Origin of the sequence: Neolewinella litorea, assembly GCF_004803465.1 — a bacterium.
Classification (GTDB): domain Bacteria; phylum Bacteroidota; class Bacteroidia; order Chitinophagales; family Saprospiraceae; genus Neolewinella; species Neolewinella litorea.
In genome coordinates this window covers 196,700-216,063 of sequence record NZ_SRSF01000005.1, presented here as the reverse complement: position 1 = coordinate 216,063, position 19,364 = coordinate 196,700, and the positions used below count along the sequence as shown (strand labels likewise).

Annotated in this window: 19 protein-coding genes; 12 read left to right on the top strand and 7 right to left on the bottom strand. The window is 62.4% G+C overall.

Annotated features, from left to right (window positions below; translation table 11 throughout):
- Positions 1-140: 140 nt before the first annotated feature.
- Positions 141-743 (top strand): class I SAM-dependent methyltransferase, encoded by a 603-nt coding sequence (locus E4021_RS13150; protein ID WP_136459820.1) that lies wholly within the window; start codon positions 141-143, stop codon positions 741-743.
- 40 nt (positions 744-783) lie between these two features.
- Here the strand turns inward: E4021_RS13150 and E4021_RS13145 are convergent, their stop codons facing one another.
- Together E4021_RS13145 and E4021_RS13140 are read right to left on the bottom strand one after the other, a co-directional pair.
- Entirely contained in the window at positions 784-1,602 is an 819-nt protein-coding gene (locus tag E4021_RS13145; RefSeq protein WP_136459819.1) for an adenylate/guanylate cyclase domain-containing protein, read from the bottom strand.
- A complete protein-coding gene (locus tag E4021_RS13140; protein ID WP_136459818.1) occupies positions 1,599-2,711 on the bottom strand; it encodes a carboxymuconolactone decarboxylase family protein in 1,113 nt (370 codons plus the stop codon). Before E4021_RS13140 ends, E4021_RS13145 begins: the two co-directional genes overlap by 4 nt.
- 292 nt (positions 2,712-3,003) lie before the next feature.
- Here E4021_RS13140 and E4021_RS13135 point away from each other — a divergent pair, with 292 nt between their 5' ends.
- Positions 3,004-5,469 (top strand): ligase-associated DNA damage response DEXH box helicase, encoded by a 2,466-nt coding sequence (locus tag E4021_RS13135; protein ID WP_246050299.1) that lies wholly within the window; start codon positions 3,004-3,006, stop codon positions 5,467-5,469.
- 123 nt (positions 5,470-5,592) lie between these two features.
- Here the strand turns inward: E4021_RS13135 and E4021_RS13130 are convergent, their stop codons facing one another.
- Together E4021_RS13130 and E4021_RS13125 are read right to left on the bottom strand one after the other, a co-directional pair.
- Positions 5,593-6,132 (bottom strand): hypothetical protein, encoded by a 540-nt coding sequence (locus E4021_RS13130; RefSeq protein WP_136459817.1) that lies wholly within the window; start codon positions 6,130-6,132, stop codon positions 5,593-5,595.
- A gap of 10 nt (positions 6,133-6,142) precedes the next feature.
- Complete coding sequence (locus E4021_RS13125; protein WP_136459816.1) at positions 6,143-9,160, bottom strand: T9SS type B sorting domain-containing protein; 3,018 nt, start codon at positions 9,158-9,160, stop codon at positions 6,143-6,145.
- Between the two features lie 109 nt (positions 9,161-9,269).
- Between E4021_RS13125 and E4021_RS13120 the strand changes: the two genes are divergently transcribed.
- The 7 genes from E4021_RS13120 to E4021_RS13090 all read left to right on the top strand — a co-directional run bounded on the left by E4021_RS13120 (position 9,270) and on the right by E4021_RS13090 (position 13,697).
- A complete protein-coding gene (locus E4021_RS13120) occupies positions 9,270-10,019 on the top strand; it encodes a CDP-alcohol phosphatidyltransferase family protein (protein ID WP_168797598.1) in 750 nt (249 codons plus the stop codon).
- On the top strand, positions 10,016-10,267 hold the full coding sequence (purS, locus tag E4021_RS13115) for a phosphoribosylformylglycinamidine synthase subunit PurS (protein WP_136459814.1): 252 nt from the start codon (positions 10,016-10,018) through the stop codon (positions 10,265-10,267). Before E4021_RS13120 ends, purS begins: the two co-directional genes overlap by 4 nt.
- A gap of 345 nt (positions 10,268-10,612) precedes the next feature.
- Positions 10,613-11,029, top strand: a complete 417-nt coding sequence (locus tag E4021_RS13110) for a methionine-R-sulfoxide reductase (protein WP_136459813.1) — start codon at positions 10,613-10,615, stop codon at positions 11,027-11,029.
- Positions 11,030-11,041: 12 nt separating this feature from the next.
- A complete protein-coding gene (gene msrA / locus E4021_RS13105) occupies positions 11,042-11,527 on the top strand; it encodes a peptide-methionine (S)-S-oxide reductase MsrA (protein WP_136459812.1) in 486 nt (161 codons plus the stop codon).
- An 86-nt stretch (positions 11,528-11,613) separates the two neighbouring features.
- Positions 11,614-12,834 (top strand): IscS subfamily cysteine desulfurase, encoded by a 1,221-nt coding sequence (locus E4021_RS13100; protein ID WP_136459811.1) that lies wholly within the window; start codon positions 11,614-11,616, stop codon positions 12,832-12,834.
- Positions 12,835-12,942: 108 nt separating this feature from the next.
- Positions 12,943-13,359 carry a Fe-S cluster assembly scaffold IscU gene (iscU, locus tag E4021_RS13095; RefSeq protein WP_136459810.1) on the top strand — a complete coding sequence of 139 codons (417 nt, stop codon included), beginning with the start codon at positions 12,943-12,945 and terminating at the stop codon, positions 13,357-13,359.
- A gap of 11 nt (positions 13,360-13,370) precedes the next feature.
- Complete coding sequence (locus E4021_RS13090) at positions 13,371-13,697, top strand: HesB/IscA family protein (protein ID WP_136459809.1); 327 nt, start codon at positions 13,371-13,373, stop codon at positions 13,695-13,697.
- A gap of 64 nt (positions 13,698-13,761) precedes the next feature.
- Here E4021_RS13090 and E4021_RS13085 read toward each other — a convergent pair whose 3' ends face one another.
- Complete coding sequence (locus E4021_RS13085) at positions 13,762-14,301, bottom strand: DUF7935 family protein (protein WP_136459808.1); 540 nt, start codon at positions 14,299-14,301, stop codon at positions 13,762-13,764.
- 76 nt (positions 14,302-14,377) lie between these two features.
- Here E4021_RS13085 and E4021_RS13080 point away from each other — a divergent pair, with 76 nt between their 5' ends.
- The 3 genes from E4021_RS13080 to E4021_RS13070 all read left to right on the top strand — a co-directional run bounded on the left by E4021_RS13080 (position 14,378) and on the right by E4021_RS13070 (position 16,096).
- On the top strand, positions 14,378-14,737 hold the full coding sequence (locus E4021_RS13080) for a HesB/IscA family protein (RefSeq protein ID WP_136459807.1): 360 nt from the start codon (positions 14,378-14,380) through the stop codon (positions 14,735-14,737).
- 3 nt (positions 14,738-14,740) lie between these two features.
- Complete coding sequence (locus tag E4021_RS13075; protein ID WP_136459806.1) at positions 14,741-15,523, top strand: class I SAM-dependent methyltransferase; 783 nt, start codon at positions 14,741-14,743, stop codon at positions 15,521-15,523.
- Positions 15,524-15,589: 66 nt separating this feature from the next.
- On the top strand, positions 15,590-16,096 hold the full coding sequence (locus E4021_RS13070) for a hypothetical protein (protein ID WP_136459805.1): 507 nt from the start codon (positions 15,590-15,592) through the stop codon (positions 16,094-16,096).
- A 6-nt stretch (positions 16,097-16,102) separates the two neighbouring features.
- On the opposite strand, the gene E4021_RS13065 is transcribed toward E4021_RS13070, so the two are convergent.
- Together E4021_RS13065 and E4021_RS13060 are read right to left on the bottom strand one after the other, a co-directional pair.
- On the bottom strand, positions 16,103-18,073 hold the full coding sequence (locus E4021_RS13065) for an OmpA family protein (protein ID WP_136459804.1): 1,971 nt from the start codon (positions 18,071-18,073) through the stop codon (positions 16,103-16,105).
- Between the two features lie 127 nt (positions 18,074-18,200).
- Positions 18,201-19,304, bottom strand: a complete 1,104-nt coding sequence (locus E4021_RS13060) for a ferredoxin--NADP reductase (protein ID WP_136459803.1) — start codon at positions 19,302-19,304, stop codon at positions 18,201-18,203.
- Positions 19,305-19,364: the final 60 nt, after the last annotated feature.

Sequence of the window (19,364 nt, the reverse complement as noted above, 5' to 3'; positions counted from 1 at the left end):
CCCCCCGGTTTGCCTATCCGTCCCGCGCTATCCTAAGTTAATCCCCCGAAGCTACATTTACCAGTACCGGCCACGGATACTGCGTACCGCTGAACATCCGGCCGCGCGTACCTTGATGTATCACAACTAACCCATTCCCCATGCCGGAATTCTGGGAACAACACTTCAGAAAAAAACAGGAGATGTGGGGACGCGAGCCCGCCAGGTCCGCCCTGCTGGCCCGGGACCTGTTTTTGAAACAGGGCGTAAAAAGCGTGCTGGTGCCCGGCTTCGGCTACGGGCGCAACGCCCGGGTCTTCACCGCCGCCGGAATGCACGTAACGGGCATCGAGATCTCCGCCACCGCCATCCAACTGGCTCGGGAGCACTTCGGGACCGACCTCGACGTATTCCACGGCTCAGTCACCGACATGCCCTTCGACGACAGGAAGTACGACGCCGTTTACTGCCACGCCCTCATCCACCTGCTGGACGCTCGGGAAAGGACGGACCTGATCCGCAACTGCTTCGCTCAGCTACGCACCGACGGACTGATGATCTTCACGGCCGTCACCCGGCAGCCTCCCGGCTACGGCCATGGAGACCGGGTGGGCCCGCATCGCTACGAACGCCACCGGGGTGCCCGGATATTCTACTACGACCCCGCGGCCGTGCAGGCCGAGTTCGGCGCATGCGGACTGGTCGATATCCGGAAAGTACAAGAGGATCAGCTCATGTTCCTGATCCAGTGCCGGAAGCCGTAAAGGGGCATTCCCCATCAGCCGGCGGAGCGCGGGTTCCGTATCAAGCCTCCAATGCCCCGCGGCCGACGCCGCTTTCCTCGTGGTCCGCATAACCCTCCACGGTGAACAGCGTCAGGGCTTCCCGTTTGCCTTTCACCGTAATCGGGGGCAGCTCCCGGACGCGGAACTTGTCATCCAGGTGCCGGCGTACCGCCTGGCTGATCAGGATGTCTACCTGGTGGACGCGCGTCTGCGCCTCGATGCGGGCGGCCGTATTTACCGCGTCGCCGATCACGGTGAACTCCATCAGTTGCTGGTTGCCGATCACGCCCGCCACCACCTGCCCGCAGTGGATGCCGATGCCGATCTCCAGGGGGGCCAGGTCACGCCTCCTGAGCGATTCGTTGTATTCTTTAAGCGCCGCGCGCATGGCCAGGGCGGCCCACACCGCGTCCAGGGCGTGCCAGCGGTTGGAGTGGGGGGTGCCAAACAGCGCCATGAGCCCGTCGCCGATGAATTTGGATACGTAGCCGCGGTGTTGGCTGATAGCCAGGCTCATGGACTCAAAGTACCCGTTGAGTACCTCCACCAGTTGTTCCGCTTCCATACTCTCGGCCAGGTTCGTGAATCCTACAATGTCGACGAATACGATGCTCACTTCCTGCCGTTCCCCGTGCACAGCCACGCCCTGCCGGATGATCTGTTCCACCACGCTGCGGGGCGCGAAGCGGTGGAACGCTTTCTGTACCTGCTGCAGTTCCAGGGAGGCCGAGTTGAGGGCCGCCCGCAAGCGGCCGATCCTGCGCCGGGCACGGAACAGGAAAAAGGCAAGCACCACGACCAGGGCAACGGCCAGCACCAGAGGGAACACCGCATTCATGCCGCCTCGTTTTGCTCCAGGATGATGCTCAGGCGGGCCACCCAGTTGGCCAGCGCCACCAGGCCGCAGATCTCAATGGTCTCTTCCTTGCTCAGCCCCTCCAGAAATCTTCGCGCCACGAACTGGATATCCGGCACCTGGTAATTGACCGTATCCCGGGCGAAATGGATGAACCTCGACTCAAATCCGCTCAAGGCATCCGAGCTCAGGTAGGTCTGCAGGTGGTCGATATCTTCCCGAAGCAATCCTTCGCATTCTAATAAGCGATTGGCTTCGGTCGTACACACCGAGCAGTTAAGGGTCCGGGCAATAATGGCGAAGGCCAGGGCCTTCGTCCGTTTGGAAGTGTGGGGAGAGTGCCAGCAATCGTTGAGTATGCTATGTAGCACGTCGGCCGTGGGGGACCCCCGCAGGGCATCGACCAGCCGGTTTCCGAACGGAGGGCCTTCCAAATTTTCGAGTTCGGACCGATACTTGCGGATGTTCCTCTTTTTGGTCCGGTTAAGCACCCCCCGGAACCCAATGGCTACAAGTGGGCGGAACAGGCGCGTAAGCAGCTTTTTATCCTGGTCTTCGATCGCGTCCGGGGGGATGGCGAGAATGGTGGCCAGACGATTGCTGTAGCAGGTGTTCGTGGCCACGTAAGCCACCTCCGCCACCTCCATCCGGCTCAACCCGACCCGCGCCAGGGCATCCAGGTCACCGGCGTCCGGGCGGGGATCGGCGCGGGCGCACTTCCGGGAAAAGTCGAGTACCGTTTTGTTTCTTTCGTCGAGCTTCGCGTGGAAAAAATCCTCCTCCAGTTCGCTGATGCGCTTTTGCGAATACCCCGTCAGCCGCAGGATGGAACGCGTGGCCCCGTAGCAGTGGCGGCAAGAGTTTTCCATACTGACCACCAGGGTGATCAAATCCGACAACCGGTTGGAAATATGGGCTACGGGCTGAATTTTAGTGGCCAGGGACCACGCCACCCAGGGCACGGGTGCCAGGTAAGCGAGACTGGTCAGCGGGAAGCCAAGGTGCCGGCTGATTTCCTCCTCCACTGGTGTACCCCGGGTGGGCAACACCAGGGGAGTCTCACACCAATCGATCTGATCTAATTTTACCATTGGCTAGCGGTGGGTAAATGGGACAATCAAAGCGGCATCACGGGCTCCGGTACGGTATAGTTCCGGCACTGTCGACGACGGCATTAGCACGGTTTTGCAGGCAGGAGGATAGACAGCGCATCAACCTCAGGTACTGGTAATATAACCACACCAGCCCAGACCCCGCCCCACTTGCCCCGGCACCCGCGCGCCGCCGCCCGGAATATTCTCAAGACGATTCAACCCAAGGGCGGTCAATGGCGAAAGCCCTTGTCACGCGGAACCGGTCTGCCCCGGCGACGTTACAAGGGAAGTGACGACCCAACCCCACGCCCCCCTGCTGCGCCGCGGCACCGACTGGTTCACCGCCCAGGGGTGGACGCCCTTCCCCTTCCAGCAGGAAGCGTGGGCCGCCTACCTCTCCGGCAAGAGCGGACTCGTGAACGCCCCCACCGGCAGCGGCAAGACCTACTCGCTGATCCTGCCCATCCTCCTGGAATTCCTGGCCGAGCACCCCGACGACCCGGGCCGGGTCAACAACGGGCTGCGGGCCCTGTGGATCACCCCGATCCGCGCCCTTACCCGCGAGATACAGTCGGCCGCCGAGCGCGCCATCGAAGACCTGGGCATGCGGTGGCGAGTGGGCATCCGCTCCGGCGACACCTCTACATCCGACCGCGGCAAGCAACGCCGCTCCCCGCCCGAGATCCTCATCACCACCCCCGAAAGCCTCCACCTGCTGATTGCCAGCGCGGGCTACGAGAAGTTCTTCGGCGACCTCCGCGTACTGGTAGCCGATGAATGGCATGAGCTGTTGGGCACCAAGCGCGGGGTGCTGGTCGAGTTGGCCCTGAGCCGGCTTCGTGGGCTCCGGGGCGATGCCTTCCGCACCTGGGGCATATCCGCCACCATCGGCAACATGGAAGAAGCTCTGGAAGTACTGGTGCCCGAGCATTCCGCGGCCCACCGCGTGATCGTCCGCTCCCGCCACGCCAAGGAAACGGAGATGATCACCGTGCTGCCCGACGAGATCGAGACCTTTCCCTGGGCCGGTCACCTGGGCATCAAGCTGCTCGAAAAGGTGATACCCATCATCTACTCTTCCGGCTCCACCCTGATCTTCACCAATACCCGCAGCCAGTGCGAAATCTGGTATCAGCGCCTGCTGGACGCCGACCCCGACCTGTCGGGCGCCATCGCCATGCACCACGGCAGCATCAGCCGGGAACTGCGCGACTGGGTAGAGGACGCCCTCCACGAAGGCACCCTGCAGGCGGTGGTGTGTACTTCCAGCCTTGATCTGGGAGTAGACTTCCGGCCGGTGGAGACCATCGTCCAGATCGGCAGTCCGAAAGGGGTGGCCCGCTTTCTCCAGCGCGCGGGCCGCAGCGGTCACCAGCCCGGGGCGAAGAGCGTGATCCACTTCGTGCCTACCCACAGCATGGAGCTGCTCGAGGCTTCGGCCCTGCGCCGGTGCATTGACGGCGGGGTGATCGAGAGCCGCATCCCCTACCTCCGCAGCTTTGACGTGCTGGTACAGTACCTGGTGACGCTCGCGGTCAGCGGCGGCTTCCGGCGGCAGGAGATTTTGCAGGAGATCCGGGGCACGTTCTGCTTCGCGTCGATCTCGGACGAGGAGTTCGCCTGGTGCCTCGACTTCATCACTACCGGCGGCAACAGTCTGGGCGCCTACGACGAATACCACAAGGTGATCCGCGACGAGGAGGGCGTCTACCGCGTGGAAAGCAAGCGGGTGGCCACCATGCACCGCATGAGCATCGGCGCCATCGTGAGCGAGACCACCCTGACGATCAAATATCTCACCGGCGGCTACATCGGCACCATCGAGGAGTACTTTATCTCGAGCCTGAAGCCCGGGGATACTTTCTGGTTTGCCGGCCGCAGCCTGAAGTTCGTCAAGGTTAAGGGCATGGAAGCACTCGTCAAGCGCAGCAACGCCAAAAAGGGTAAAGTGCCCAGCTGGAAAGGGGGGCGGATGCAGCTGTCGAGTCAGCTCTCGGAGTTCCTGCGCCTCTCCCTCGGCGACCTGAAGCGGGAGGACTACCACGACCGCGAGCTCGCCAAGCTGGCTCCCCTACGCGACATCCAGGTGCAGCGCAGCGCCGTCCCCGCGCCCGACGAACTGCTGATCGAATACTTCCACGACCGGGAGGGCTACCACCTGCTGGTGTACCCCTGCGAAGGACGCGGCATCCACGAGGGCCTGAGCTCCCTGATCGCCTACCGCATCAGCCAGTTCGCCCCCCTCACCTTCACGATCGCTATGAACGATTACGGATTCGAGCTCCTGAGCGACCAGCCCATTCCAATCGAGGAGGCCCTGGGCAGCGACCTCTTCAACACCACGGAACTCACCGCCGACCTCAACGCGGGCATCAACGCTACGGAGATGGCGCGCCGCCGCTTCCGGGACATCGCCGCCATCGCGGGGCTGATCTTCAAAGGCTACCCCGGCAAGCAGAAAAAGGAAAAGCACCTGCAGAGCGGCTCCCAGCTATTCTTCGACGTCTTCACCGATTATGAGCCCACTAATCTCCTCCTCCAGCAGGCCTACGACGAGATCATGACCTTCCAGCTCCAGGAGGCCCGCCTGCGCAGCGCACTGGAACGGATCAACTCCCAAAAGATCCTCTTCCAGACACCAGCAAAAGCAACCCCCTTCAGCTTCGCCCTCATCGTGGACCGGCTACGGGAACGCATCTCCTCCGAAAAGCTTGAGGACCGGATCAAGCGGATGAGATTGGCTTTGGTACGTTAGGCTATTAGTTCTTTAGGCTTTTAGTTCTTTAGTATTTTAGTTCTTTAGGCTATTAGTTCTTTAGGCATTTAGGCCCTAACGAACCAAAAGACTAAAAGCCTAAAGAACTAAAGAACTACCTTTCTACAACCCCCCCACAGCACCAATAGTCCATTCCAGGCGCGCATCGATGTTCTGGGTAGTGACGTCGAAGGGAGTAATCACCAGTTCCATTCGTACCTCTTCGTTTTCCAGGAATACGTTGCGGAAGTTCTTTTCTCCGGGATTGAGGTTGACCGTCTGCTGCCGCCGCCCGCCGAGGTCGTCGATGCTGAACATCAGGTCGATGAAGGTGCAGCCGTTCGGACTGGAGACCGGGCAGACCCGCAGTTCCATCCGCTCGATCTCCCGGAAGTCCTCGCCCGACAGGCTGGTCACCCGTGCGCGTACCCCGCCCACCAGGTCCACGTCGTCGGCGGTGAAGCCAGAGGCGTCCAGCTGATCCTGGAAGCGGGTATCCATCCGGGGTTGCGCCACCACGAAGGTCTGAAAGGAGGGCTGGCCGGCCGGTATCGTGAAGTCGATGACCGGGTAATTGATGTCGAACAGGCGATCTCCCACCGAACTGCGGGGACAGCCGGAAAGCAGGAGAACGGAAACGACGGCAATCAGCAAGAGGCGCATGGGATAAGATTTACCGGATCACGGCCACGTCGCCCCGGTAGCCTTCCCGCCGCCCGTTGATGTAGCTGACCTCGATGTAGTACACGTAGATCCCGCTGTTTACCGGTTGACCGTTGACGGTCCCATCCCAGCCGAGGGAAGATTCATTTGCGGGGAAGGGCTCGGGGGCCTCGTAGACCAGTCCGCCCCAGCGGTTATAAATACGCAGCCGCTCCACGTTGGCCATGGCGCGGTTGCCGAAGATGGTGAAGTTGTCGTTGTTCCCGTCGCCGTTCGGGGAGATGGCGTTGGGCAGAAAAGACCGCAAGTCCTCGATGATCGTAAAGGCCACGAAGGCGGTATCCACGCAGCCGCTTTCGTTGACGCCGGTGACGAAGATATCCTCCGAGCGCAGCGGCATCACCCTGACTTGCGAGCAGTCGGGCGTGAGGCACTGTACGCTGTCCGGCCCCCAACTGTAAGTCACGGGGAAGTAGTTGCTGGTCACGCGCAGGGTGGTATCCTCTCCCAGGAAGAGGCGTGCGCCTTGCCCGGCCTGCACGATGAACTCTTCGGGCTGAGTCAGGGAGCCCGTCAGACTGTCCTGGCAGCCGTTGCGGTCGCGCACGTACAGGGTGTAGTCGCCGGCCAGCAGGTCGGACAGCAGGGGATCGGCCTGGTACGTTTCACCGTCCGCGCTGAAGGTGTACTCCGGTATGCCCCCCGCCGCCGCCAGGGTAAAGGTGCCGGTGGAATCGCCGAAGCAGATCAGGTTCTCCCGGTCGACGATGCTGCCCACGATCTCGTCCGGGTTCGTCAGGGTCACGGATTCGGTGATGGTGCATCCCACGCTGTCGGTCAGCTCCAGGGTGTAGGTGCCCGCCCCGATCTGGTCGCGAAACTCTCCCTGGGCCCCGTCCCGCCAGTTGTAGGTGTACTGCGGCCGGCCGCCGGCAGCGAAGGCCAAAATGGCACCGTCGGTAGAGCCGAAGCAACTGATACTGTCCACCTGCAGGTCCGCCGTCAGCACCGGCGGTTCGGTGATGGTGATGGCGAAGTCGGCCGTACAGCCGTCCTGGTCTACCGTGCGCACGGGGTAGGTACCCGCGGTGAGCCCGTCTCTCTCATTCTCCGGCTGGAAACCGTCGCCAAAGTCGTACCGGTAGGGCGCCCGTCCGTTGGCCAGTTCGATGACGATCCGGCCGGTGGCCTCTCCGTTGCAGACGGGCTCGGTGAAGGTGGAAGCCCCGGCCAGGAGTTCCAGCTGGAGTTCATCGACGAAGATGTCCTGCTCCACCTCGCAACCCGCAGCGTCGCGGGCGCGTACGTTTACCGTGCTGACGGTGAGGTTGTCGATCCGGTTACCGGAAGAGAAGGGCCCACCGTTAAAACTGTACTCGTAAGGTGCGGCACCCCCCGAACGGATGGTGAATTCCAGCGCCCCGTTCGTACCCCCTGCGCAATCGGGCGGCGTGATGAGGGTGTCAAGCACGAAGGCCGCCGAACCCTCCACGAGGTAAGTATAGACCGCCTCGCATCCGGAGCCGTCGGTGAGGGTCACGCTGTATTCGCCCAGGTCGAGGTTGCTGATCGAGGGCGTGGTGGCCCCGGTGCTCCAGGCGTAGGCCAGGGAAACCCCCGGCAAGCTGCTGCTCCCCGTGAAGTCGATGGCCCCGTCCATGGCCCCGGCGCAGGTGACATTGGAAATAGTGGCCTGACCGGTGAACTGATCCGCGCAGCACACCACTTCGACCGCGCTCATGGTGAGGTACTCGATACAGTTACGGGTACTGGTGATGGCCAGCGTCACATTCGGACTGCCGGCCTCCGAAAAGCTGATGTCGTGGGGCCCGGCACCACTGGCGAAGCGGGGCGTGGCCGTGGGCCCGAAGTCCCAGTCCCACGATTCGATGCCGTCGACCGAGGTAGACTGGTCGAGGAAGGTCACCGCCTCCCCCACGCAGGCTTCGGTGGTGCTGTAGGTGAGGTTCGGTTCGGGACCCAGGAAGGTGCCGGTGCCGCCGAAGTCGATCTCGAAGCCCTCGCCGGATCCGGTGAAGTTCATGATCACCAGGGCGTAGGACTTACCGGCTTCCATATCGATGAAGCGGACGTAGTTGTTGTCGCCCGGCGAGCAGCCGCAATTCTCGGTCACGTCGGATTCCCGGTTGCCCAATCCGGTAGCCCCAAAGCAGGGGATGCTGCTGTTGGGGTCGCCGCCATTCTCGCCGGAGAACATCTGCCGCAGCACCTCGCGGCGGCCACAGTCTTCCAGCCCACCTTCCAGTTCGTACAGCACGAAGTCGATGTCCTCGTTAAAGGCCGAGCCCAGGGGGGTGATGTCGAAGGTCAGGGTACCCGGCTGGTCGCAGGTCCACTTGTACCAGGCGGAGTTGCTTTCGGCGGGGTTGCTCTGGCAGGTCACGTTGCCGGAGAGCAGGTCGTCGTTGCGGTTGCCCCGGCCCTGGAGGAAGTCTACGGCGAAGGAGGAAGTATCGCAGAGCACCACCGCCGTCTCGCAGTCGCCGCTCGGACTGGGCGGGGCGTCGAACTGTTCGGTGCAGAGCTCGAAGGTGCCGGCGCGTTCGCCGCGGGCCCCGACCAGAATGTAGTAGCGGGCGCCTCGCTGCAGTTCGTTGTAAATCAGGGAGCCGCTGTTGGGCGTGTTGTTGCCCGCCACGAAGGTGGAGCGACAGGCTACGCCGTTGGGATTGCTGCAGTCTCCCTCGAAGAGGGCAAACTGGGGAGCGGTGAGGCTACCGCGCCGGTTGCCGCTTTCGTTGCCGATCACCTGGATGGCTACGGAGTTGCGCTGCGCCACGAAGCTGAACCACACGTCCCGGATCTGGTCGCGCTCGTCAATGCAGATGGGGTAGGCATCCGGCTGCAGGGAGGGCGTGGCCCCTTCGGTGGTGAAGGCGTCCGGTCCCGAGCAGTAGCTCAGGGTCGCCGGCAGCACCACGGCCGAACCGCAGTCGTCGTTGGCCGGTTGCGCCACTACGGCGCCGGCGACGAAGAGTCCCAGCAGCAGGAGGTAAATACGATTCATAGTGTCAAAGCTAGCCTTATCATAACTTATTCAAGGACGCCCTAGGTACGCTCCGGCGCTGGTAAACTGTCCTTACCCTAACAAACCTTTAACTTGTAACTTGCCGGCCGTGAAAGCCTGGATCCCCAACTTCGTTACCCTGCTCAACCTCTTCTGCGGGTGCGCGGCCCTCATCTGCATCCTTGACCTGCGGTTCATTCCGGCCTTCTGGTTCCTCTTCGCGGCCGGCTGGTTCGACTTCGCCGACGGACTGGTGGCCCGCAGCCTCAACGTCAGTAGCGAGCACGGTAAGGAACTCGACAGCCTGGCCGATATGGTCAGCTTCGGGGTAGTGCCCGCCGTGATCTACTACGTATTATTGCAGTTACCGACGGACCCGGCACCCGCGCCCTCCGCAAACTGGCCCCTCGCCCTGCAAGCCCCCATCAGCTGGTCGTGGTACGCCGCCCCGGCCCTCATCGTGGCCCTGTTCAGCGCCCTGCGCCTGGCCAAGTTCAACCTGGATACCCGGCAAACGGAGAACTTCATCGGCGTGGCCACCCCCACCAGCACGGTCTACGCCGTAGGACTGATGCTCATCGTGGCCACCAACCAGAACTGGGCACCCTACGCGCTTCACCCCCTCGTCATTTACCCCTCCATCCTGCTGATGAGCTACCTGTTGGTGAGCGAGCACCCCATGTTTTCCTTCAAGCTGCACGGCTTCGGGTGGGCCGGGAATGAGACGCGGTATATCTTTGCCGCCCTGGCAATCTGCCTGCTTATTCTATTGTGGACCTCGGCCTTCCCCTTCATCGTCCTGGTCTACGTCATCCTTAACCTGGTGTACCCGCCTACTCCCGCCAAGTCGACTCTATGAAGTTCCTAGCCCACATTAACATCATGCCCAAAGCCGAACTCCTCGACCCGCAAGGCAAGGTGGTCGTCAAGAACCTTCCCAACCTGGGCCTGAAGGGCGTCAGCGACGTCCGCATCGGCAAGCACGTCACCATGGAACTGCACGCCGAAAACGAACAGGAAGCCCACGACAAGGTGGAACTCGCCTGCTCGAAACTGCTCGCTAATGTGATCATGGAGAGCTATGATTTTGTGGTGGAGGAAGTTTAGGGGTGGTTTTTTTGGTCTATTGGTAGTTTAGCCCGGTAGTCGCTGGCAGTTATTCCTCGCTTCATTGATGGGTAACGCGCTTGTGGTTGTTTGTCTGCCGTATTGCGGCGGCGCGCAGGTGCCGGGGTAATTCCGGGGAAGCCGCATTCCACTGCGCAGCCCGAGGCCGCATCCTGCTTTCGCGGCCTGAGGCCGCATTTTACTCTCGCGGCCTGAGGCCGCATCTTACCATCGCGGCCTGAGGCCGCATTTTGCTTTCGCGGCCTGAGGCCGCATTGTACCAGCGCGGCCTGAGGCCGCATCTTACCGGAGAACCCTATTCGGCCTGTACCTGTTTTGGCTGGTATGAAAGCTAAAGAGAACTGGAATACCCTGACCCCCGAGGAGGAGCGCGTGATCGCCCGCAAAGGCACCGAGATGCCTTTCACCGGTGAGTATAATAACTTCAAGCAGGATGGTGTCTTCGTCTGCCGCAGGTGCGAGGCCCCACTGTACGACAGCCACGATAAGTTCAGCAGCGGCTGCGGATGGCCGAGCTTCGACGACGAGGTCCCGAACGCCGTACAGCACCTCCGCGACGCCGACGGCCGGCGCATCGAGATCCTCTGCAACAACTGCGGCGGCCACCTGGGGCACGTGTTCCACGGCGAGCGCTTCACCGAGAAGAATACCCGCCACTGCGTGAACAGCCTGTCGATCAAATTCATCCCCCGCGAGAAGTACGAGGCCGAGCACGGCTCCCTCGACATCAACGAAGCCTGAAGGGCTACCCTTCTGCTCGGCAGCGGCTGCTTCTGGGGTCGGGAGTACCACCTGCGGCGCTTGCCCGGCGTGATCGCTACCCAGGTCGGCTTTGCCGGCGGACGGGTAGCCGAACCCACCTACATCCAGGTCTGTGAGCAGGACACCGGCCACGCCGAAGTGGTCGCCGTGACCTACGATACCCGGAAATTATCCACCCGGGCCCTCCTTACCGAGTTTTTCACTCTCCACAACTTCGAGTTCAACCGGGGCAGGGGAACGGGGCAATACCGCTCGGCCATCTTTTCCCTGCAGGACGACGAGCAGCTGGCCACCGCCCGCGCCATGCTGGAAACCCTGCGCGAAAACGGCTTCTCACCGGCTACCGACGTGGAACGCGTGACCGCCTTCTACCGGGCGGAGGCGCGGCACCAGCAGTACTGCAGCGCTCGCGGGATGACGCCTAAACGCCGCGACGACTACCGGATCCGGGAGCTTTTTGCCCCCGTTAAAAGCTGACGAAATTCCAACCTTTCCCCCGGCAACCAAACGAATGCCTAGGTGTTAGCATGGAGCGAATTGATCAAGATCTAAGATATATACCTATGGGCCAGCGCCTTATTTACCTCGACAACAATGCCACCACCCCCACCGATCCCCGGGTAGTGGATGCCATGATACCCTACTTCTACGAGAATCCCGGCAACGCCGCCAGCCGCAACCACCCCTTCGGCTGGGCCGCCGAGCAGGCCGTGGAAACCGCCCGCAAGCAGGTAGCCGACCTCATCAACGTAGATGAGCGGGAGATCATTTTCACCAGTGGCGCTACCGAATCCGACAACCTGGCCATCAAAGGCGTCTTCGAAATGTACAAGCGCAAGGGCGACCACATCATCACCGTCAAGACGGAGCACAAGGCCGTCCTCGACGCCTGCGGCAAGGTCGAAAAGATGGGCGGCAAGGTCACCTACCTCGACGTGAACCGCGAAGGCCTCATCGACCTCGGCGAACTCGAAGCGGCCATCACCGACAAGACCGTCCTGGTCTCCGTCATGTGGGCCAACAACGAAACCGGCGTCATCCAGGATATGAAAGCCATCGGCGACATCTGCGCCAAGCACGGTGTCCTGTTCATGTCCGACGCCACCCAGGCCGTCGGCAAGATCCCCGTCGACCCCAAGGAAGTAGGCGTTCACCTGATGGCCTTCACCAGCCACAAGATGTACGGTCCCAAAGGCGTCGGCGCCCTCTTCGTCAACCGCAAGAACCCCCGCGTGAAGGTCACCAGCCAGATGGACGGTGGCGGTCACGAGCGCGGCATGCGCTCCGGCACCCTCAACGTACCCGGCATCGTCGGCTTCGGCAAGGCCGCCGAGATCGCCAAGGCCGAAATGCAGCAGGACGCCGAACGCCTGAGCCGCCTCCGCGACAAACTGGAGCACGCCCTCACCAGCATGCTGGAAGAATCCTACGTCAACGGCAGCCGCGAAAGCCGCATGCCCCACGTGACCAACATCAGCTTCAAGCACGTCGAAGGCGAAGGTCTCATGATGACCTTCAACCAGAACATCGCCGTCTCCTCCGGATCGGCCTGTACCTCGGCCAGCCTCGAGCCCAGCTATGTACTGGTGGCCCTGGGCCTCGGCGACGACCTCGCCCACTCCAGCCTCCGCTTCAGCCTGGGTCGCTTCACCACCGAGGAAGACATCGACGAAACCATCGCCAAGGTGGCCGAAGGCGTCAACCACATGCGCGACCTCAGCCCCATCTGGGAAATGTACAAGGAAGGCATCGACATCGACGCCATCGAATGGTCGGAGCACTAGCGCCGGTACTTCCCCTACCCTCCCGCCGGCAGCGCGATCATCAACTATGCCGGCGGCTGGCCTGTTATACTAAGACCGACCACGGTCTAACCCTCAAATAATAAGAAAATGGCATACAGCGAAAAACTTCTCGACCACTTCAAGAATCCCCGCAACGTAGGCACGCTCGACAAGAACAAGACCAACGTAGGCACCGGCCTCGTAGGCGCTCCCGAGTGTGGCGACGTCATGCGGCTGCAAATTGAGGTCGACCCCGTAACCAAGAAAATCACCGAAGCCAAGTTCAAGACTTTCGGCTGCGGATCGGCCATCGCCAGCTCCAGCCTCGCTACCGAGTGGCTGAAAGGCAAGACCGTCGACGAAGCCCTGGCCATCGACAACATGGCCATCGTGGAAGAACTGGCCCTGCCCCCGGTGAAGATCCACTGCTCGGTACTCGCTGAAGACGCCATCAAGGGCGCCATCAAAGACTACCAGGCCAAGAACGGCGTCCAGACCGCCGAGTCCATCGTCGCCTCGCACTAAATTTCGATCCTATGCTTTTCGTTGCCGACAGCGCGAAGGAAAGGCTGCGCGAAATTCGTGAGGCCAAAAGCCTTCCCGATAACTATTTCCTGCGGGTGTCCATCACCAGCGGGGGGTGCTCCGGCCTGTCCTACCAACTCGACTTCGACGATGAATTGAAGCCGAAGGATCAGGTGTTCGAAGACAACGGGGAAACCGTCGTGTGCGACCTGAAGTCGTTCCTCTACCTCTGCAACTCCACCCTGGAGTTCAGCGGCGGCCTGAACGGCAAGGGCTTTGCCTTCAACAACCCCAACGCCACCCGCGAATGCGGCTGTGGCGAAAGTTTCGCTGTATAAGCTATCCCACGATAGAATTAGCAACGGCGCACCGGCAACCCCGGTGCGCCGTTCTTTTTTTGGCCTAGCGGGTGAGCACCGAAGCGGCTTCCCGCCGAATGGCCCCCTGCGCCAGGGCAATAGGATTTTCCTCCTGCTGCCCGCTGATCATCCGGAGCCGGTCGGCGATATGCCGGCTCGATTCCGCCTCCTCGGCGGCCCGGGCGATCTGCAGGCTGATGTTGTCGCGCGCGTGGGTGATGATCGACCACAGGCTGTCGCTTACGTATATCTGCTGGGTGATGTTGTACTCCACCTCCTGCCGGATGGCCAGCAGCAGTTCGGCCCGGTACTCCCGCGGCGGCGTCTCTTCGTGGGGCGGGAGGCGTAGCAGGAGGTTGGGCACCGATATCCGCTCCAGCATCAGCGTGAACCGCTCACACGCCTGCAACCGCAACGCCAGCGGATCGACCGGATCGGCTTCCTGTTGCGCGGGCGCGGGTGCCGTAACTTTCCGTTCCAATGCCGTGACCGCCTCCCGGAAGCGGGTCAGCACACCGCCCAGGAGCCACACCAGAACCACCGTCAGCACGACCGGCACCGTCCACAAAAGAATGTTAAGCATTACCACGGGCGTTCGTTGGCGGGCAACTATGCGGTAAATACCGTTGTTAACTGCCCAGTAAAGTAATTTATCGTTTATGAGCGCCGAAGTTAAGTCAACTACCAAAACCACCCCCATCTCCATTACGCCGTCCGCCATGGTACAGCTGAAGCGGCTGCGCAGTGAGCTCGGGGTCAACGAAGAGCACCACCTGCGCATCGGGGTGCGCGGCGGCGGTTGCTCCGGTTTTGAGTACCAGCTTGGCTTCGACCTCCCGGAAAGCGACGACCAAAAGTTTACCGTCGGCGACGAACTCGTCTTGATGAAGCCCGGCCACGCCCTTTACCTCCTCGGCATGGAGATCGACTGGGCCACCGGACTCGAAAACCGCGGATTTACCTTCAACAACCCCAATGCAAAGGAGACCTGCGGCTGTGGCACCTCCTTCAGTGCCTGACGCGTGTCCGCTTTCGGAAGCCTGTTACCCCCGCCGCTCGACGAACGACGCGGCATCCCCCTCTACTACCGCAAATCGGAAGAAGAAGTCCGGCAGGACGTCTACGAACGCTACGATGAACTCGTAGCCCGGCAGACCGCCCTCCACCTCGCCGATGAACTGCACGGCGGATATCCCCTGCAACCCCTCGCCGATTACCTCCAGCCCTGGATCCCCGCCGGCCCCGCTCGGGCCGTAGCCGACGTCGGCTGTAGCGTCGGCCGCCTCGTGGGCGATATCGCGCTGGCACACCCGGACTGGGACTGCTACGGCATCGACTTCAGCTACCAGATGCTTCGTCAGGGCCGCGACTACTGGACGGCCGGCAAAAGCGTTTCGGCTAACCTGCTCCGTTACGGCTACCCCCTGGAGTCCTTCACCGGCCACCAACTGCCCAACCTGCAGTTTGCGCTCGCCGACGCCGCCGCCCTGCCCTTCCCCGACCACAGCCTCGACTTGCTGATCAACACCTTTCTGATCGACCGGCTACCGGACGCGCGCCGGGCCTTTACCGAGTGGCAACGGGTGGTGAAGCCCGGCGGCCGGGTAGTGATGGTCTCCCCCCTCAACTTCCTTAAACAGAAGCAGTGGGAGCACTTTCACCCACCCATCAAAATCGTGGATCACCTGCTGCGCGAGGGCTGGCAACTGCTGGACCTCACCGACCCCCTGGACCTGGAAGAGCCCATGGACAAGCGCGGCAACGTAGTGCGCTGGCGCACCCTGGCCCTGGTACTGGAGCGGTAAGCCTCCCTGCCCGCCTCAACCAACTGCTTACCGGTAGTGTATTCCCTAATTCAACGCCCGAACCGTATGTCCGATACCCCCCGCATCCGCTTTTCCCACTTTGTAGAACAGTTCCCGGAACTGGCCCTCCCCATCACCCTGGGCGAGGACACGGTCCGCCGCATCAGTAAGGAAACACCGCCGCTGCCCTCGCGCATGGTGGACCAGTTCCTGATCCCTCTCGAGCCCACTCAGGTCAACGAGGAGTTTACGGAGTTCATCGCCTGCCTGCGGCTGCCGGAAGCGGACAATTACGTTGGCATCATCTACTGGCGGGCCGACCTGGCGCAGTACCACTATACCCTCGTTACGCTAAACCCGAAAACCGAGGAGGTCATCGACCGCTTGATCCTTGCCGGCACCAGCTACGACGGCGCGGAACTTACCCAGACCACCGCCGCCATCACCGAAGCGCTGATGATCTACCAGGTGAGCGGCCAGGGGCAGGGCGGACAAAAATTCGACTACCAGGCCAGCGCCAGCACGGCACGGCGGTTCCAGGTGGCCGACTCGGGCAAGATCATTGAGTTGTAAGGGTTCCTACTCCACCACCTCCACCCGCTCACCTCCCTCGGGCTGGTGGTTACCGTAGCCAATGACGCGGAAGTTTTCGGGCGCTATACCGGCATTGAGCAGGTAATTCCGAATAGTGACGGCGCGTTCCTCGCTGAGCAACTGGGCCGCCCGCGGGTCGGTGCCCGGAGCCGTGTGTACGCGAATCTCCATAACCCCTGCCCCGGCCCTCACCCGGCCCGCGAGCGCTTCCAGCGCCGCATACCCCGAGGAATTGGGATAGGCCGTGTTCGGAATGAAGGTCACCCCTAGGGCACTCCTCCGCGCCGCCGGATTGGTGGCAGTTGGGGTACCGGGCGACTTGCTGGTCAGCGCTTCCCGGCCGGTCGCCGGATACCGGGTAGCCGATGGATCAGGGGTGCCGTTCATTTCCCGCAGTTGGGCCCGCAGGGCTTCCAACTCCCGCAGCTGGCGGGCGTATTCCGCATCCAATTCCTGCGGAGGGTTCTGCGTGGCCGGACGGGCCACCTCGTTGCGGATGTTGTTCTCCCAGGGACGGCGGTCAGTGACGGCGGGCCGCTGATTGGGGTACAGGCCGGAGCGAACGGTGGAACGCAAAGCATCCGTATTTATATTCTCGGTGGTATCGGGTTCTTCACCGGGCCGGTCGCTCCAGCCCAGGTCCAGGTAGTTGTCGCGCTGTCGCGCGCGCAGGCGCTCCTCCTGTTGTTTCCGGAATTTGGCCTTCATCCGCTCCAACTCCGCCAGATCGCGGGCGTAACGGGCGCGGAAGCTCGCAGAGGTGTCGGCCGCCGGGGGCAGGGTGTCCAGAGCCGTCCATTCTTCCGTTGGCGTTCCCAGGTCGGTTTTTCCTACCGTGTATCGTTGTTGCCGCAGGCGGTCCAGGCGCGCCAGTTCCCGCTGCCGCTCCGCCAGCGATTGGTGCAGGTAGGCTTCGCGGTTGTCGGCGGAGATCTCCCGCAGGCTGGCCAGACTACCGGCCGGACGGACGTTGTCCATCGGCGGCATATCGCTTTCGGGGAAGGCGATCTCCCCGTCGCGAAGCACCACCGCGTAGCGGTGCAGGACGTCGGGCAGTACCCGCAATTCAATCCCCGAGCTCAGGGGCACCGCCACGGTCGGCGATCCCTTGGCGGGCGGGTTGCCCAGGGTACCGTAGCTGATGCGACCGGGCGGGCAAAACACCTTCAGGGGCAGGTCCGGCGTGACCAGGTGCTCATCCTTACCCAGGTCGTCGGTGGTGGCCACCAGCACCTCGTCGGTGGCGGCCAGTTGCAGGTAGCGACCGGGGATGGCTACGGCCTGTGGTGCCCGACCGCGGTCTTCCTGCCGGTACCACTGCCCCGCGCCGCGTCGGAAGTAGAGGGTGCGGCCGTCGGCGGCAAACTGGGGCTTACTTTCGTTTTCCGGGCCGTTGAGCCAGCTCAGGGGCTCCGGGGCGGACCACGCGCCGTCGGCCAGGGCCCGGCGCAGGTAAAGGTCTTCGGAGCCCTTGTCGGGGTTGCGGCGGGAGTAGATCAGTTCCTGACCCGTGGCGTTGAAGGTCGCCTCCGTCGGGTCTTCCACCTCCGCGGGCAGCGGCCAGTGGCCGATGATGCGCCAGCTGCGTCCTTCCCGCTCCAGCAGGTGGATCACGGCATTCTTTCCGGTGCGCAATACGGCCAGGCGTTTGCCGTCCACGCTGGCGTTAAGCAGTCGATCGTCGTCGAATGAGTTGACCGGGGACCCGGGGTTGAGGGCGCGCCCCCAACGGCCGTCGGCACCGCGCTGGCGGAACCAGATGTCGGCACGGTCTTCGGTTCCCTGGTTGCGGGGATGATCGGGTCGGGTGAAGTAGAGCTCCTTACCGGTAGCGGTGAGTACGGGGTCGCGTTCCCGGGTGCCATCCGGCCCGATACGCGTTTGCGCCGCCAGTTGCGTCGCGCAGAGCGCGAGGACTAGCAGAATGGGGAGCGGAACCGGTCGGAAGGTGAACATGGCCGTGGGCGAGAAACAATAAATATACGTCTCCCGCAGTCGTCAATGCGGAGCCGGACGGAATTGTTACCCGAATTTCGTGGATATTGGTCAAAAGGCCCGGCACCCGTGCGCCGGCGCCCCAGGATCACACGTTGAAATCGATGTCGACCTCCGGGGTGGTGGGGTGCGACTGGCAGGTGAGGATGTAGCCTTCCTCGACCTCGGAATCGTCGAGGGCGTAGCACACGTCCATCTTCACGCCGCCCTTGTCCACACGAGCCATGCAGGTGGAGCAGGCGCCCGCCAGACAGCTGTAGGGCGGGGTCTTGCCGGCCTGGAGGAGTCCGTCGAGGATGGACTGTCCGGGTTCCAGTTCGATGGTCAGCAGTTCCTTGTCGAGCTTCACGTTGACGGTACCGCCCACGCTTTTGGTCTTGGCGGCGCCGTTGTCGGTGCTGGCGGAGACGAAGCGTTCGACGTGGATCAGTTTGTCGTCGATGCCGTGGCCTAGCAGGGCGGCCTCAACGTTGTCGATCATTTCCCCGGGGCCGCAGACATAGTAGCGGCAGTTCATCCCGTCGGTGGGGTACTGCTGGAGGAACTTGACGATCGCGCGGCGGTCGATGCGGCCGGTGGCTCCTTCCCAGCGGGTATGGCTGCGCTTGAAGAGCCCTTTCAAGCCCTTGGTGGGGTACTTCTTGGGTTGCGACAGCGTGTGCTCCACGGTAAGCTGACCGGCGTAGCGGCGCTCCAGTTCGTCGAGTTGCTGCTTGAAGATGATGTTGTCCTCGTCGCGGTTGCCGTAGAAGAGGATGACTTCCGATTTGGGTTCCTTTTCGAGGACCGAGCGCAGGATGGACATCAGGGGCGTGATGCCGCTGCCCGCGCCGAAGAGGTAATAGCGGCGGCGGGCGGAGGGGTCCACGTCGGCCAGAAAGCGGCCCATGGGGGGCATGACGTCGACGGTGTCGCCGGCTTTCAGGTTCTGGGCGATGTGGTTGCTGACGATACCGTTGCGGACCTGCTTGACGGTCACCGCCAGCTCATCCTCGTGGGGGGCCGAGCACATGCTGTAGGCGCGCCGTTCCTCCTTGCCGTCGATGACGAAGCGGAGGGTGAGGTACTGGCCGGCCCGGTAGTTGAAGGCCGTCCGATCGTGCTCGGGGAGTTCAAAGTATACGCTTACCGCCTGGTCGGTTTCCGGCTGGAGGCGGTTGACGCGGAGGGGGTAGAATTGGGGAGTAGTCATTATCGCTGGTAAAATCGATTAGGTTCGGTAGGGCTGTGGACGGTCCGCAAGGGCTGCCGT

Bases quoted from the DNA above. Each gene is read 5' to 3' on its own strand.
- E4021_RS13150 (WP_136459820.1), top strand. From the start codon at position 141: ATGCCGGAATTCTGGGAACAACACTTCAGAAAAAAACAGGAGATGTGG.
- E4021_RS13145 (WP_136459819.1), bottom strand. From the start codon at position 1,602: ATGAATGCGGTGTTCCCTCTGGTGCTGGCCGTTGCCCTGGTCGTGGTG.
- E4021_RS13140 (WP_136459818.1), bottom strand. From the start codon at position 2,711: ATGGTAAAATTAGATCAGATCGATTGGTGTGAGACTCCCCTGGTGTTG.
- E4021_RS13130 (WP_136459817.1), bottom strand. From the start codon at position 6,132: ATGCGCCTCTTGCTGATTGCCGTCGTTTCCGTTCTCCTGCTTTCCGGC.
- E4021_RS13125 (WP_136459816.1), bottom strand. From the start codon at position 9,160: ATGAATCGTATTTACCTCCTGCTGCTGGGACTCTTCGTCGCCGGCGCC.
- purS (WP_136459814.1), top strand. From the start codon at position 10,016: ATGAAGTTCCTAGCCCACATTAACATCATGCCCAAAGCCGAACTCCTC.
- E4021_RS13110 (WP_136459813.1), top strand. From the start codon at position 10,613: ATGAAAGCTAAAGAGAACTGGAATACCCTGACCCCCGAGGAGGAGCGC.
- E4021_RS13100 (WP_136459811.1), top strand. From the start codon at position 11,614: ATGGGCCAGCGCCTTATTTACCTCGACAACAATGCCACCACCCCCACC.
- iscU (WP_136459810.1), top strand. From the start codon at position 12,943: ATGGCATACAGCGAAAAACTTCTCGACCACTTCAAGAATCCCCGCAAC.
- E4021_RS13090 (WP_136459809.1), top strand. From the start codon at position 13,371: ATGCTTTTCGTTGCCGACAGCGCGAAGGAAAGGCTGCGCGAAATTCGT.
- E4021_RS13085 (WP_136459808.1), bottom strand. From the start codon at position 14,301: ATGCTTAACATTCTTTTGTGGACGGTGCCGGTCGTGCTGACGGTGGTT.
- E4021_RS13080 (WP_136459807.1), top strand. From the start codon at position 14,378: ATGAGCGCCGAAGTTAAGTCAACTACCAAAACCACCCCCATCTCCATT.
- E4021_RS13070 (WP_136459805.1), top strand. From the start codon at position 15,590: ATGTCCGATACCCCCCGCATCCGCTTTTCCCACTTTGTAGAACAGTTC.
- E4021_RS13065 (WP_136459804.1), bottom strand. From the start codon at position 18,073: ATGTTCACCTTCCGACCGGTTCCGCTCCCCATTCTGCTAGTCCTCGCG.
- E4021_RS13060 (WP_136459803.1), bottom strand. From the start codon at position 19,304: ATGACTACTCCCCAATTCTACCCCCTCCGCGTCAACCGCCTCCAGCCG.